13 protein-coding genes are annotated in these 14976 nt (G+C 34.2%); 6 read left to right on the forward strand and 7 right to left on the reverse strand.

Features of this window, described 5'->3' with window-relative positions; translation table 11 throughout:
• Positions 1 to 539 precede the first annotated feature (539 nt).
• The gene (locus H603_RS0102065) at positions 540 to 3794 is read left to right on the forward strand and encodes a SusC/RagA family TonB-linked outer membrane protein (RefSeq protein ID WP_026707023.1); all 3255 of its coding nucleotides are present in this window, start codon (positions 540 to 542) and stop codon (positions 3792 to 3794) included.
• A gap of 4 nt (positions 3795 to 3798) precedes the next feature.
• Complete coding sequence (locus tag H603_RS0102070; protein WP_026707024.1) at positions 3799 to 5250, forward strand: SusD/RagB family nutrient-binding outer membrane lipoprotein; 1452 nt, start codon at positions 3799 to 3801, stop codon at positions 5248 to 5250.
• Between the two features lie 71 nt (positions 5251 to 5321).
• Here the strand turns inward: H603_RS0102070 and H603_RS0102075 are convergent, their stop codons facing one another.
• Positions 5322 to 6089 carry a rhomboid family intramembrane serine protease gene (locus H603_RS0102075; protein ID WP_026707025.1) on the reverse strand — a complete coding sequence of 256 codons (768 nt, stop codon included), beginning with the start codon at positions 6087 to 6089 and terminating at the stop codon, positions 5322 to 5324.
• A 216-nt stretch (positions 6090 to 6305) separates the two neighbouring features.
• On the opposite strand from H603_RS0102075, the gene H603_RS0102080 reads away from it, so the two are divergent.
• Entirely contained in the window at positions 6306 to 7583 is a 1278-nt protein-coding gene (locus H603_RS0102080) for a replication-associated recombination protein A (protein WP_026707026.1), read from the forward strand.
• A gap of 62 nt (positions 7584 to 7645) precedes the next feature.
• Here H603_RS0102080 and H603_RS0102085 read toward each other — a convergent pair whose 3' ends face one another.
• From H603_RS0102085 to H603_RS0102110, 6 genes are all read right to left on the reverse strand, one after another.
• Positions 7646 to 8422, reverse strand: a complete 777-nt coding sequence (locus H603_RS0102085; protein ID WP_026707027.1) for a hypothetical protein — start codon at positions 8420 to 8422, stop codon at positions 7646 to 7648.
• 3 nt (positions 8423 to 8425) lie between these two features.
• Positions 8426 to 9115 (reverse strand): YjjG family noncanonical pyrimidine nucleotidase, encoded by a 690-nt coding sequence (locus H603_RS0102090; protein ID WP_026707028.1) that lies wholly within the window; start codon positions 9113 to 9115, stop codon positions 8426 to 8428.
• Positions 9116 to 9125: 10 nt separating this feature from the next.
• Positions 9126 to 9818, reverse strand: coding sequence for a RadC family protein (radC, locus tag H603_RS0102095; RefSeq protein WP_026707029.1), 693 nt, complete (start codon positions 9816 to 9818; stop codon positions 9126 to 9128).
• Positions 9819 to 9888: 70 nt separating this feature from the next.
• Positions 9889 to 10350, reverse strand: coding sequence for a GNAT family N-acetyltransferase (locus H603_RS0102100; protein WP_051219093.1), 462 nt, complete (start codon positions 10348 to 10350; stop codon positions 9889 to 9891).
• A gap of 3 nt (positions 10351 to 10353) precedes the next feature.
• Positions 10354 to 11709, reverse strand: coding sequence for a UDP-N-acetylmuramate--L-alanine ligase (locus tag H603_RS0102105; RefSeq protein ID WP_026707031.1), 1356 nt, complete (start codon positions 11707 to 11709; stop codon positions 10354 to 10356).
• 22 nt (positions 11710 to 11731) lie between these two features.
• Positions 11732 to 12415 carry a tetratricopeptide repeat protein gene (locus H603_RS0102110; protein ID WP_026707032.1) on the reverse strand — a complete coding sequence of 228 codons (684 nt, stop codon included), beginning with the start codon at positions 12413 to 12415 and terminating at the stop codon, positions 11732 to 11734.
• A gap of 235 nt (positions 12416 to 12650) precedes the next feature.
• Here H603_RS0102110 and H603_RS0102115 point away from each other — a divergent pair, with 235 nt between their 5' ends.
• The 3 genes from H603_RS0102115 to lysM all read left to right on the forward strand — a co-directional run bounded on the left by H603_RS0102115 (position 12651) and on the right by lysM (position 14863).
• A complete protein-coding gene (locus H603_RS0102115) occupies positions 12651 to 13640 on the forward strand; it encodes a glycosyltransferase family protein (RefSeq protein ID WP_026707033.1) in 990 nt (329 codons plus the stop codon).
• A 202-nt stretch (positions 13641 to 13842) separates the two neighbouring features.
• Positions 13843 to 14304, forward strand: coding sequence for an Mpo1 family 2-hydroxy fatty acid dioxygenase (locus H603_RS0102120; protein WP_026707034.1), 462 nt, complete (start codon positions 13843 to 13845; stop codon positions 14302 to 14304).
• Between the two features lie 100 nt (positions 14305 to 14404).
• Positions 14405 to 14863, forward strand: coding sequence for a peptidoglycan-binding protein LysM (gene lysM, locus H603_RS0102130; RefSeq protein WP_026707035.1), 459 nt, complete (start codon positions 14405 to 14407; stop codon positions 14861 to 14863).
• Positions 14864 to 14976: the final 113 nt, after the last annotated feature.

Raw genomic sequence — 14976 nt, forward strand, 5'->3', positions numbered from 1 at the left:
TTTTCCAATCTTTACTTTGACATAAGAACAACATCCAATCTTTGTTTTTTTTCAATCTTAGCCTACAAATAGTAGCAATGGACCAATTAGAAGCAAACTTATTAATACCTGAGGTTGATTGATTGTTATTTCACACCTCACCGTTCTAATACTTACGCAATCAGCATTAAGCGTTGTCTATACCTAATTACCTAAATAGTTAAGAATAATTTTATTTAAACCTAAATTCTTACATAAATTATTCATTAAAAATCACAAAAAGAAAGAATATACCTCGCTAAATGTTAAATTTTATAATTTATCTACTAAAAATTCAACACCTAAGTATAAAAATAGATCACAACAACCCCAAATTCCAATAATGAAAATAACTTTGGCAGTAAGTGCAAAATAAGGCAATGAAGAGAATTTTCAAACCATTTAAAAGAGGTTAAAAATAAATTCATTACAAAACTATACGGAAAAATTCAACTGAAACCTTTAATAAAACATTAACATTTTTTTATGATATTTGCGTCACAAACCAAAACTTATAAATAATGAAACTAAAGTTGAATCAAATCTTAATACTATTATTAGTATTAGTGACACAAGTCTCTTTCGCTCAAGAAGGAATTGTACGAGGAATTGTGACAGATGCTTCAGGCATGCCGTTACCAGGAGTGAGTATATCTGTAAAAGGTACCACTAATGGTGCGCAAACAGATTTTGATGGGAAATACACCATTAAAGCTTCTACTAGTCAAATTCTTGTTTTTAGCTACATCGGTATGAAAACACAAGAACGTAAAGCCTCATCATCTTCGATTAATGTAAAACTTCTAGGGGATGCATTAGAGCTAGAAGGAGTTACAATTAACGTTTTTGGTATCGAAACCAAAAAGAAATTATCTAATTCATCATCATCAAAAGTAAAGGGTGAGGCACTTGCCACTACTGGAGAAACTGGTTTACTTAATTCGTTGTCTGCTAAAGCATCAAATGTAGTAGTGACATCAAGTTCAGGAGATCCTGGAGCTGGGTCTTATGTACAAATACGTGGACAAAACACTATTACAGGAAACACACAACCATTATACGTTGTAGATGGTATCCCTATTTCTGGACAAGAATTAGACAATGGTAATCAAGTTGGTGGCGTAAACCAACAATCAAGAGTGGGAGACATTAATCCTAACAGCATCGCAAGCGTTACAATCCTTAAAGGAGCATCTGCTTCTGCACTATGGGGATTTAGAGCTGCAAATGGTGTAGTGCTTATTACAACTAAAAAAGGTAGAGGAAAACTATCTATAGAGCTCAACTCATCTTATTCTATTGATGATGTTAATGTTCGTTTTAAAACGCAAAATCTTTTTGGTCAAGGATCTAATGGCTCATTTGTTAGAAACACAGGTTCATCTTTCGGAGATTTGATTAGTAGTCGTAGTGGTGCAGCAGACGATGTTAATACTGCCGGTTCGTACTTTGTTTCTGATAGAGGTAATACCTATTACGGAATCACGAAAAAAAACAGCACTGCTAATTTTAATAATTCAAACTATGATGAAATCTTAGGCACTGGAAATACAAGCAACCAAAATATCGCATTTAGCGGAGGAAGCGAAAACGGAAGTTTTTACTTAAGTTTAGGTAACACTAAACAAGATGGTGTTGTTAGAAATAGTTCTTATGAAAGAACAAATATTGATTTTAACACTGTTTACAAATTAGGAGAAAAAACAACTTTTACTGGAAAAATGAGCTATTCTACCTCAAATTCAAATAGAGTGCAACAAGGATCAAACACAAGTGGATTACTACTTGGTCTATACAGAACTGCACCAGATTTTGATAATAGAGATTTTTTAGGAACAAACTTTACAGCAGCTGGTGTTGCAACAGTTGGAAGTCATAGATCATATAGAAAGGATTTAGGTACGACAGAAACTTCAACAAGTCCTATATACAATAACCCGTTTTGGTCAACTGACATACAAAAGAACCCAAATACAGTTAACAGATACATCGCAGGTATCCAATTAGAGCACCAATTTACTGACCAATTTAGATTAATTGGACGTGCAAATGTTGATGGATATTCAGATGATAGACAATCAATGTATCCAATATACTCTTCTGAGAATGGTGGAGGTGGATATGCATCAGAAGACGGTGTAACGCACAGACAATACAACGTTGACGTTTTAGGTATTGGTAATTTTAATTTTACAGATGATTTACGTTTTGAATATACTGCAGGATTAAACACAGCTGAAATAAACACTGTGTTTAGAGGTGGTGATTACAAAAACTTTTTAATCAATTCTCCTAAATTTGTTTACTCTAATTCGCTACTAGCAAATAGAACAACTTATTTAAATAGAAGTAATACTAAAACAAATGCAGCATTTTTATCTACATCTTTAAACTATAAGGATTATTTGAATGCAAATGTGGGAGCTAGAGCAGAAACTTCATCTGCACTTGATCCTAACTTAAAAACCTATGTATACCCATCAGTTGAACTATCTTACTTATTTACACATCATTTGAAAAGCGAAGCTTTAACATTTGGTAAAATTAGAGCAACATACGGACAGGTAGCTATTATGCCTGGAATCTACAATGGATATACTTACATCACTGGAGCTACAGGAACAGAATCTTGGGGACCTGCATATGATGCAGCAGCATACAATGGTGGATTTGAAAGAGAATCACTAGCAGGAAATCCTGATTTAAAACCAGAAATTAAAACGCAATATGAAGCTGGAATCGACTTAGGATTTTTCAATAGAGTGAATTTAGGCGTGACTTATTACACTGATGTTATTAGAGACAACTTAGTTGCAGCGGCAAATAACCCATCATCATCTGTTAGTGATCTTTATGGAAACTTCGCTCAGTTATCAAACAAAGGTTTAGAAATCGACTTCGACGCAGCTATTCTAAAAAATTCAGATTTTAAATGGAATATCGCAGCAACATTTGGTACTAACAAGAATGAAGTAACTAAATTAACTGGATCAGAGTCAATATTATTAAATGGTTTTGCTGGAACATCATCTAGAGCGGTACTAAATCAGCCTTTAGGAGTTCTATGGGGAGGTCGTTGGGATAGAGACGATTCTGGGGAATTAATATTAGATTCAAGAGGTTTTCCAATAGCTGCAGCTACAGAAGGAGTAATTGGAAATCCTAATCCAAAATTTAGAGCAGGTTTAACCAACACGTTCGAATACAAAGGATTGTCTTTAAATGTATTATTTGATGCGTCTGTAGGTGGCGATTTATGGGATGGAACTAATGGAGCGTTAAATGTATTTGGAAAGTCAGTTGAAACTGCTAACATCTTAAACTTGACAGCGGCAGAAGCAACAGCACTTACGGGGTCAAACGGAGCAACAGCAATCTCACAAGGATGGTTAAACAGCGACGGTTCATATAGCGTAAGAGGTAATATAAAAGATTTTGGAGCTGGACCTAGATTACTTAATCAATCATGGTACAGTGCATTAGGTGGTGGATTTGGAGCAGTATCTGAACAATTCATTAAATCTGCTACTTGGGTAAAACTAAGAGAAGCTACCGTAGCATACCGTTTGCCAAGTAGCTCATTTTTAGAAAAAGCAGGAGTAGAAGCTATGACATTCTCACTTACAGGAAGAAATCTATGGTTATGGACTGAAGACAAGACATTAGGCCAAGATCCAGAAACGAACTTAACAGGTGGATCTAACGGTAGAGGATTACAATACTTCAACAGTCCTAATACTAAATCTATTATTTTCTCACTTAACGTAAAATTCTAAAAAAATGAAAAAATATAATAAATACATAACACCACTACTACTAGCACTTGCTGTAGTTAGTTGTACAGATTCTGTTGAGGGTATCAATGAAAATCCTAACAAACTACAAGCAGAAGATGCTCAAGCTAAAAATATATTTCAGTCTGTTTTATTAGCTAATCAATATTTCCAAACTACCAACAATGTAAGAAATACAATGTTGTGGCTTGGTCAGGCAACTGGAATTGATAGACAATATATTCCGTTGAATGACTGGAATGCCAACACATCTGCAGATTCTGATTCTGCTTGGGGTCTTCTTTATGTGAACTTTTTAACACAAGATAGAATCACACAGCAAAAAGCAATAGAAGAAAACAATTCAAAAGTACTTGGAGCAATGCAAATTGTGGAAGCTCACAGTATTGGTACTGCTACTTCTTTATGGGGAGACATTCCCTACTCTGAATTCATTACTAATGATCCATTTAACAAACCTAAATTTGACAAACAGTCAGATATCTATGCTAAATTGCAAACGTTACTTGACGATGCAATAGCTAATCTTGCAAAACCTGGATTAATCCCAGCAAACCTTGACTACCATTACCAAGGTAACACTGCAAAATGGACTCAACTTGCATATTCTCTTAAAGCTAGATATTACTTACATGTTAAGAATTACACTGCTGCTAAAGCAAATGCTTTAAAAGGATTTAATACCGCAGCTAATGATTTTAATGCGCTTTTTCAAGGGGCAACTTCTCAGCAAAACTTTAATCCTTTCTACGAATTTTTAGAATATGAGAGACAAGGATATATGAATGGTGCTGGATACGCAGTAACACTTTTAAATAGTACTTCGGCAATTACTAGAACAAATAGTAAAACAGATGAAGCAGCACGTTTAGCGTTCATATACACTGGAACGGAGCTAAATGTTAATGGTTTTGACTTTGATACAGAAACGGGTAAATTTGGATCAGATTCTAACTTACCATTAGTAACTTATGGTGAAATGCTATTAATTATTGCTGAGGCAGATGCACGTCTTTCTTTCAGCGCTGGATTAGCATCTTACAACACTTACAGAACACTGTTGAATACTGGTTATTCTATTGGTAATGTAACTAACGGAGTAGCAAGTTTAGGATATAAAGGCCTTACTTTTAAGTATTCAAACTATGTCGCTGCTGATTTTGCTGCCGGAGGTATGGAAAACGTGAGCGGAACACTAACTGATCAAAATGCTTTACTTAGAGAAATATATGAAGAAAGATATATTTACTTCTTAGGAAATTATGAAGCTTTTACAGACTTTAGAAGAACTAATAACATTGCTGGTGTAAAAATTAATAGCTTATTTGCTGGAACACCGCAACGATTAGTTTACTCTCAAGATGAGATAAATGCAAATGGAGCTAATATTCCAACTCCACTACCAAAAATTACAGATAAAACGGAGGTACATCAATAAAACCTAATTGTTTTTTAATACTAAAAAGGCTGTCCCACCAAGGACAGCCTTTTTTATTGACATGTAATTGACTAATTAGATTCATTTTCTTTGGCACCACTAAGCTCTGTATAACTATAATTTACTCGAATATCACCGGTAAAATAGGAATATGTTATTACCGCCTCCTCTACCACGGGTAAGTTTACAAAATTTCCATTATCGTCAAAACGTTGCATGAATTTATCTTCTGCTACATCATATTCTGGATGCTCCCATTCGTATTTTGGCACTTTCTTATATTCAGGTGATTTTAAAAGAATAGCAAAAATCACTCCGGAAATAAGCCCTGCTAAATGTCCTTCCCACGAGATTGAATTGTCGACATCAGGAAGTACATACCAAATCATCCCTCCATATAAAACAATGACAGTCAATGATAGTGCCACCAATCTAAAATATCTAGTAATAATACCTTTAAAGAAAATGAATCCTACTAGAACATAAATGAGACCGCTTGCCCCAATATGATAGCTTGTTCTACCAATCAACCATGTAAGCATCCCAGAAAGTAAGATACCATAGCAAATTACTTTAAAAGAATGCCGAGGATAAAAATATTGCAGCGCAGCTAAAAGAACTAGCAGGGGAATAGAATTGTTATATAAATGACTCAAATTAGAGTGAATGAACGGACTAAAAAGTACGCCCTGCAGTCCACTTATTTCTCGAGGCATAATCCCATTTTTGACAAAATTAAAATGAAAACGGATTTCGAACCAATAGACTAGCCACAACGATAACACGAAAAAAAGTGGCACTGCTATGACAGCATTTGTATATTTAAAATCTTTTTCCATATTAAAACTAGTTTATTAAATACAGAGATTGCAAAAATGAAACCAAAAATATAATATGCTATTCTGTCACTTTTACTACAACCGTTATTGCCATGCTACTCATATTAGCCCAGATAGGAACGGCATCCTTTTTATAATCTGCGAGGCACGAGCTGTTTATAAAAAGATATAGTGGATAGCTGGAATAGCTTCAAATAAATTGATTAATTTTGCAAAATGGAAGCACCATTAGCAGAACGCATACGCCCACAGAATTTAGAAGATTACGTTAGCCAAGCTCACTTGATAGGGCCTAACGGATCATTGACAAACCAAATTACGAAAGGAATTATTCCCTCATTGATATTATGGGGACCGCCCGGCACAGGGAAAACAACATTAGCGCAGATAATTGCTCAGGAATCAAAACGTCCATTTTACATTTTGAGTGCTATCAATTCTGGCGTTAAAGATATTAGAGATGTTATAGAAAAAGCCAAACAAAGTGGCGGACTTTTTACAGCTAAGAATCCAATATTATTTATAGATGAGATTCATCGCTTTAGCAAATCACAACAAGACTCTTTACTTGCAGCAGTCGAAAAAGGTTGGATCACACTGATAGGTGCAACAACTGAGAACCCTAGTTTTGAAGTAATACCTGCCCTCCTATCGCGTTGTCAAGTGTACATTTTAAACGCATTTACAAAAATTGATCTTGAAGCTTTATTGCAAAGAGCTTTAAAGAAGGACGCATATCTACTTACAAAGAATATTATTTTAAAAGAAACGGAAGCACTACTAAGACTTTCTGGTGGTGATGGCCGCAAGCTTTTAAATATTTTCGAACTTGTCATCAACGCATCTGCAGAGGAAGAAATTGTTATTACAAATGATCGTGTGTTTGCATTAGTACAACAAAATACCGTTTTATATGATAAAAGCGGAGAACAACATTATGATATCGTCTCAGCTTTTATTAAATCGATACGTGGTAGTGATCCCAACGGAGCAGTATATTGGCTAGCTCGAATGATTGAAGGCGGAGAGGACGTAAAATTTATAGCGCGACGCATGTTGATCTTGTCAAGTGAAGATATAGGCCTAGCAAATCCCACAGCGTTCATTATGGCAAACAACACTTTTCAAGCTGTTGCAACAATAGGTTATCCTGAAAGTCGCATTATTTTGAGCCAATGTGCTATCTATTTAGCGACATCGCCTAAGAGCAACGCTTCCTATTTAGCGATAGGTTCAGCACAGCAATTAGTGAAGCAAACTGGTGATTTATCAGTTCCTATTCACTTGCGTAATGCTCCTACTAAGTTAATGAAAGAGCTAGGATATGGAGACGAATATAAATATTCGCATGATTATCAAAACAATTTTGCTGAGCAAGAGTATTTACCCGAGTCTATAAGAAATACTCCCTTATACACTCCCGGAATTAACTCTCGTGAAAACACAACAAGAGATTTCTTGAAAAACCGCTGGAAAGAAAAATACGGCTATTAAACAAAAAGGTCCTAAATGATAGCAATACATTTAGGACCTTTCTATATTATTTAAAAGTTAATTTAAAATTTGACCTCAACTTTTTCTGAAATTAGATTTTGGTCTTTATAATACTCAAAATACCAACTTCCATTTTTTGATACAAGCACACCCTGAGTATCCCCTTTGACTGCAATATAGGTTGAAGGATTTGAGGTTTTAGTCACTCTCATCACAACTTTAGGAGTCGCATCAATTAATTGGTACCCATTTGCTATAGGTTGTGCATATAACAAGCCTTCGGTAGCGGTAATTGTAGTTGCCTTCGTCTCTTCTACCTCTTGTATATTAACTTTAGTCGAAGGAGCGTAAACCGTTTGATTGTTACTATATGTTTGGTTTTGATCTACATCATTTGAACTTACATTAGCAGCAGGACCTTCGTATTTATAATGTAAAGCATATACTGATTGAAAAGCCTCATTTAAGGCTTCCATATAAGCTGCTTCAAAATCTTTTTCTTTACTTCTACCCACCTCAGATTGGAATACAACGTTGCCATTACAATCTTTAAAAGTGACAAACAATTTTGTTACTAAAAAACCACTTTCTTTCTCAACATTAAGATATAATAAATCACATCTATTGTTCATTTCTTTGGGAATAGACTGATTAGCATAGAAAGCTTCAAATCCTGCTTTCTTGGTATTGAATTTTGATATGGTATTTAAACGATATGCATTTTCTGATTTTAAAAAATCAAATTTTAAAGGAACGATTACTGCTTTAAAATTGTTAACAGTTTGAGCATTAAGCACGCTACCTACAACTAGCAGTAGTAATAAAATGTATTTTTTCATGATCTAAAGGTATTTCTTTAATTCTAATAAATGATTAACTTGTTTGATATTCTCAGCAACTTCAATTCTGCTTTCATTGAAAAATATAGCGTCTAAACCCATACTTAAGGCTCCTTCAACGTCTGCTTCTAATGAATCTCCTATCATAATGCTACTTTCTTTCTTTGCATCAGCAAGGTTCAAAGCATATTCAAAGATAATAGCATTAGGTTTCTTCACACCGGCCAGCTCTGAGTTGGTAATGGTTTTAAAATAGTTTTCAATTTTCGAATTTTTTATTTTTCGATCTTGAACTTCAGCAAAACCATTTGTTATAATGTGCAATTTATAATTCTCGTTTAAATAGTCTAAGATTTCCAGCGTACCATCAAATAAATGATTATTATCTGGTAAATAGGTCAAATATTCTTGAGCGATAATTTCGATATGACTATCGCTAACATGGTATTTTATTGCGTCAAAGGAATCTTTTAAACGATTGTAGCGCAATTCGTCATGTGTGATTTTGTCAAATTGATACAATTGCCAACACGCTTGATTTATAGGAACATATTTTGCTATAAATTCTTTGACATCCACAGTAGGATGGTTATTTGCTAAAATCTTAGCAAAAGTAATTTCAGAGTTTTTATCGAAATCCCACAGAGTGTGATCCAAGTCAAAAAAAACATCACTTATATTATTAATCTTCATTTTTTATTTTTTAAAATATTCCCGAATCTACAAAACTGAAATAACTGTTTTCAGTTACTATAACATGATCCAAAACTTTAACTTCTAAGCTCTCTCCTGCTAATTTCAATTTTTTAGTAATATGTTTGTCTGCCTCACTAGGCACAAGCGTTCCCGACGGATGATTGTGGCATAAAATTAATGCCGTGGCACCTAATTCCAATGCTTTTTTAAATACGATTCTAACATCTACTAATGTTCCTGTAATTCCACCCTTACTTAATTGCGATTTAGAAAGCACTTTATTAGAGTTATTCAAGTATATAATCCAAAATTCTTCATGTGGCAACTCCCCTACTATAGGTTGCATCAGTTCAAAAATTGCCTTGCTAGAAGTTATTTTAACTAACTCTACAGCTTCTTCTGTTCGACGACGTCTTCCTAGCTCTAGCGCAGCGATAATAGAAATAGCTTTTGCTTCCCCAATACCCTTATATTCTGTCAACGAAGCCATAGACAATTTACCTAAAGCATTTAGATTGTTGTTTACTCCAGATAGAATTCTTTTACTTAAATCAACTGCTGACTCATTGCGATTTCCCGAACCTATCAAAATTGCAATTAATTCTGCGTCGCTCAATGCACTTTTACCTTTAAGCATCAATTTCTCTCTAGGCCTATCATCTTCTGACCAGTTTGTAATTGGAAAATTATTCTGTTCCATTGTTACCGATTTAAATTAAGTCTCGCGACAACACTTGCCGCTAGCACAAATCCAATCTTAACAATTGAATCTAAATATCTTTACCCATACATATACTTGCTGTACGCCCTATATAAGGTTCATAATTGGCAATAATAGCATAACCCGACTTACTATACATTTTAATAGCGGACTCCTGCTTATTAAGCGTTTCTAAAATTGATCTTGTAAAATTTAAATCGCTAGCCCAAGATTCTAATTCAGATAGCATCATTTGAGCCAAACCATTTCCCCTAAAATCATCAGCAACAAACATGCGTTTAATTTCAATAGTTTTGGCATCTTTTTTCTTAAAGCAGCTGCAACTTACAGCTATATCATTTTGATATACAATCACAACATTCGGATTGATTTCCAAAATATTATTACCCCAATAATCATTGCCTAAATCAGGATAAGAAGCCCATAGGCTCGCATCTAAAAGTGCTACTAATTGAGCAAAATCAGGATTCTCTGAAGTGGTTCTTACTATCTCGAAATTATCTTGTACCACTACTTAAGCTATAATCTTTTTTACTTCGTCAAAATTTAATCCACCGTAATTCCCTGAACTCATTAATAAAAGTGCCGAATTATCAAACTTTAAACCAAACAAATATTCTTTAAACTCAGTTGGATTAGTATAAATAATCAAATCTTTTTTATTAAAAGCCGTAGCAATTTGCTCATAGCTTACTTCCTCTAACTGCTTAATTTTTACAGCGTCAGGTGAATAGAATACCACAGCTACATCTGCATGTTCAAGAGCTCCTTCATATTCTTTTAAAAATTCAGCGTTCAAGCTACTGTAGGTATGCAATTCTAAACAAGCAATTAAGGTACGATTAGGATATTGCTCTTTTACGGCTTTTGTTGTAGCAGCTACTTTACTAGGTGAATGTGCAAAATCTTTATAAGCCACTTTCCCATTTCCCTCAGCTATTTTTTCAAGACGCTTCGAAGCGCCTTTAAAACTAGCAATAGCTTCATAGAAATCAGCTTCGTCAACACCCATGTTTTGACAAATCCACTTCGCTCCAGCCAAGTTATTCAAATTATGAGCTCCAAAAACTTCAATGGGCATATCGCCTTCTGGAGTCTCCAATAATGTTTTTCCGTTCTCTACTTTATAAGACGGAGTTGAGTAAGGTAATTTTCTAATTGGGTTTGTTGCTGCTTCAGCAACTCTTTTCACTTCTAAATCGTCTTCATTATAAACTAGAATTCCACCATTTGTAATTTTCGAAATAAAAGTTTCAAACTGTGCTACATAATTTTCATAAGTTGGAAAAACATTAATGTGATCCCAAGCAATTCCTGAAATTAATGCAATATTAGGTTGGTATAAATGAAATTTTGGTCTCCTATCAATCGGAGATGACAAATACTCGTCCCCTTCCAAAACGATAAAATCATTCTCTTCTGTAAGATGAACCATGGTATCAAAACCTTCTAACTGTGCTCCAACCATGTAATCAACAGCTATATCATGATAATGCATCACGTGTAAAATCATTGAAGTTATTGTTGTTTTACCATGTGAACCTCCTATTACAACACGCGTTTTATTTTTTGACTGTTCGAATAAAAATTCAGGATATGAATAAATTTTTAACCCTAGCTCTTGTGCTTTCAACAGCTCAGGATTATCTGCTTTTGCATGCATTCCTAAAATAACAGCTTCAATATCGGCAGTTATTTTCTCAGGAAACCAACCCATTTCTACTGGCAAAAGTCCCTTTTTATCAAGACGCGATTTTGATGGCTCAAAAATAGCATCATCGCTTCCCGTTACTTGGTATCCCTTATTTTTTAATGCTAAAGCTAGATTATGCATTGCGCTACCTCCAATAGCTATAAAATGAGTTTTCATATCGTATTCTTAAATGTTCAATTTATTTTTTTAATTGTTCTAGTAGTGCGCTAGCCTTTGCAGGTTCGTTCATTTTATTTTTATACAAGTCTGCCAATTTTTTACAACTTTCGGCCGAATTATTACTAGCTACAATTGCTTTTTTATAAGACACTTCAGCGGCCTTATATCTTTTAAAATACTCCTCGATTCTCCCTCGGGACATATAGCCGTCGACCGGTGAAATAGCCAGCAACTCATTAGAATATTTTTTAGCTTTAGACTCACTTCCACCCACTATTCCCGGCAACTTTATATAAAGCTCCACTAAGGCCCATCGTGCACCTATGTGTTTTGGATTTAATTGAATTGCTTTTTCAAATGATTCTTTAATATCATCAAGCATTCCTAATGCTTTAAACTTATTAACCTCTAAAGCATACATTCCGCTCGCTCCTCCATATTTATAATGGTAATTAGATTCGTCTGGTCTTAACCTTTTAAGTTTCTTATAGTATGTAATTGCCTCAGGCCAATTTTTATAATAACCAGCAATATCTCCTAAATTTTCAATAATATTCAAGTTAGTAGTATTCGACTTGTATAATGTCTCTAACAATGGTTTAGCTTGATCATACTTTTTCTCATCAAAAAACCGCTGGGCTTTATCATAATTAGTTTGAGCAAAAAGCATGAAAGGAAATAGTAGAAATAATAAGTGTTTCATTTTTCAAAAATAAGAAATTTATACTAGCAAGGAAAAGTTTATTGACCAACATTGAAAGGAAAAAGTATAATAAATTAGAAATCTTTAAAACACTTTCGCATAACACACACTGCTTAAATTAGCCATTAAAACAGTATTACAAACAGTTCGCATTGTGCTACTTCACAAAGTTCTTGCCAATAATATTTAATTAATAATGTTACAAAGCAACTATCTCAGTAATAAATCACCACTTATGAAAATATTTTATGCTATTCAAGCCACAGGAAACGGCCATATTAGTAGGGCGTCACAACTATATCCATACTTACTGAAATACGGTAAAGTCGATTTTTTTCTCAGTGGTAGTAATGCAACATTAGATATGAATTTTCCAGTTACTTATCGCAGCAAAGGCTGTAGTTTATACTATAGCAAATGCGGCGGACTAGATTACTGGAATATAACTAAAAACATTCGGCCCAAACAAATCTATGATGACGCATCTACTTTACCGCTTGATAAATACGATATAGTGATCAATGATTTTGACGCCATAACATCACTAGCTTGTAAATTGCAAAAAGTCCCATCAGTTCAGTTTGGACACCAAGCTAGTTTTATATCACAAAAAACCCCAAGACCTATCAAAAAAAGTATTGTAGGTGAAATGGTTCTCAAGCATTACGCATCTGCACCTCATAATATTGGTCTTCATTTTGAGAATTACGACAGCTTTATTAAACCACCTATTATTAAGGACGCAATCGTCGCTGCAAGCCCCAGAGATCTAGAACACATAACTGTATACCTTCCCTCATTCGACAAAGAGTGTATAGAAAAAGCTTTCAGAAAATTAAAAAAGATAAAATTTCACTGGTTTCTAGCTGGGACAGTATTCAAACATACTATTGACAACATCACATATTACACTGTGGACCAGCTACAGTTTAATCAAAGCCTTATAGATTGCCATGGTATCATTACAGGTGGTGGTTTTGAAACTCCTGCAGAGGCATTGTTTCTTGGAAAAAAAGTGCTTTCCATTCCTATCCGAAATCATTATGAACAAGAATGCAATGCTGCCGCACTTAAAAAAATGGGAGTTCCAGTTATTTATAAAATTGACCAAAACTTTGATCAAATTATCATGAACTGGCTCAACTCAGATACAATGTATCCAAAAATTGAAGCCAACAACATTCCAGAAACATTAGACTATCTCTTTAATAATTATACTCGTTAGAAATCTATATATGGGCTGCCCCACCATAATCCCAAAAGGTGTTAGGTGCGTCGGGCTATACATTACAATCTTTTATGAGTAAAAACACATAAAAGGATTTTCATTACTATCCCTCATCCAAAAATAGAGACCCAATCCACAACCAGACTACGCTTTCGTAAAGAACTTTATTATTTTTTATTAAATTAGTAAAAAATTAAAAATGAAAACATTAGACGAATGGTTTGAAGAATATGGAGTAAGTCACAAGAATATTACCAATAAAAAAATACACTATATCTGTGTTCCTCTAATATTTTTCTCAGTAGTAGGTTTATTTATGAGTATCCCTAATCAGTCATTGTTAGCGCTTGCCGCTATTCACCCTCTATTTGCAAATTGGGCATTTATTGTTATATTATTTGTGTTGTTTTTTTACTATAGACTTTCATTTACCATGGGATTAAAAATGACATTGTTTACTACCTTTTGTTTAATAGGTAATTACTTAATTGATCAAACAGTTCCCTTACTCTGGTTTTCTGTTGCAGTCTTTGCTATTGGCTGGATAGGACAATTTTATGGACACAAAATAGAGGGTCAAAAACCCTCATTCATCAAGGACCTCCAATTTTTACTTATTGGGCCAGCATGGGTAATCGATTCAGTACTAAAAATTAGTTAACAATTCCTTCTGAAAATTTCACAAAACTTTAAAACTGTGAACACTTTTAAATCTAAAAAATTCGGTAACTTGTTCTGTATTAACCAAAATAAATAAAAACATGGGACTACTATCATTTATAAAAGAAGCTGGAACAAAATTATTTGGCAAAAAAGAAGAAGAGGCAGCTGTGGCTGAGAAAGAAACTTTAAAAGCTAGTGCACTTTTAAATCACGTGCAATCAATGAAATTGCCTTTTAAAAGTTTAAAGATATATCTTCAAGGAGGAACTGTTACCTTGAAAGGAGAAGTAGACAAACAAGTAGATGCAGAAAAAATTGCCTTAGCAGTGGGAAATATTGAAGGCGTATCTGAAGTTGACAATCAAATGGATGTTGCAGTAAAAGAACCAGAAGCGAGATACCATACGGTAGAATCTGGCGACTGGCTATCTAAAATTGCAAAAAAATATTATGGTGATGCAAATAAGTACAATCTAATTTTTGAGGCAAACAAGCCAATGCTCTCTGATCCAGATAAAATTTACCCTGGTCAAGTATTGAGAATACCCAATGAATAAATTGTGTATAATTAAACAAAAAAATCCGTTTCAAAAATTTGAAACGGATTTTTTTGTTTACCACTCAGTCGTCAAGCAAATACTTAAGCATTAATTTAGTATTGTAAGATAAC

It is taken from the genome of Flavobacterium frigidarium DSM 17623 (genome assembly GCF_000425505.1).
GTDB lineage: Bacteria > Bacteroidota > Bacteroidia > Flavobacteriales > Flavobacteriaceae > Flavobacterium > Flavobacterium frigidarium.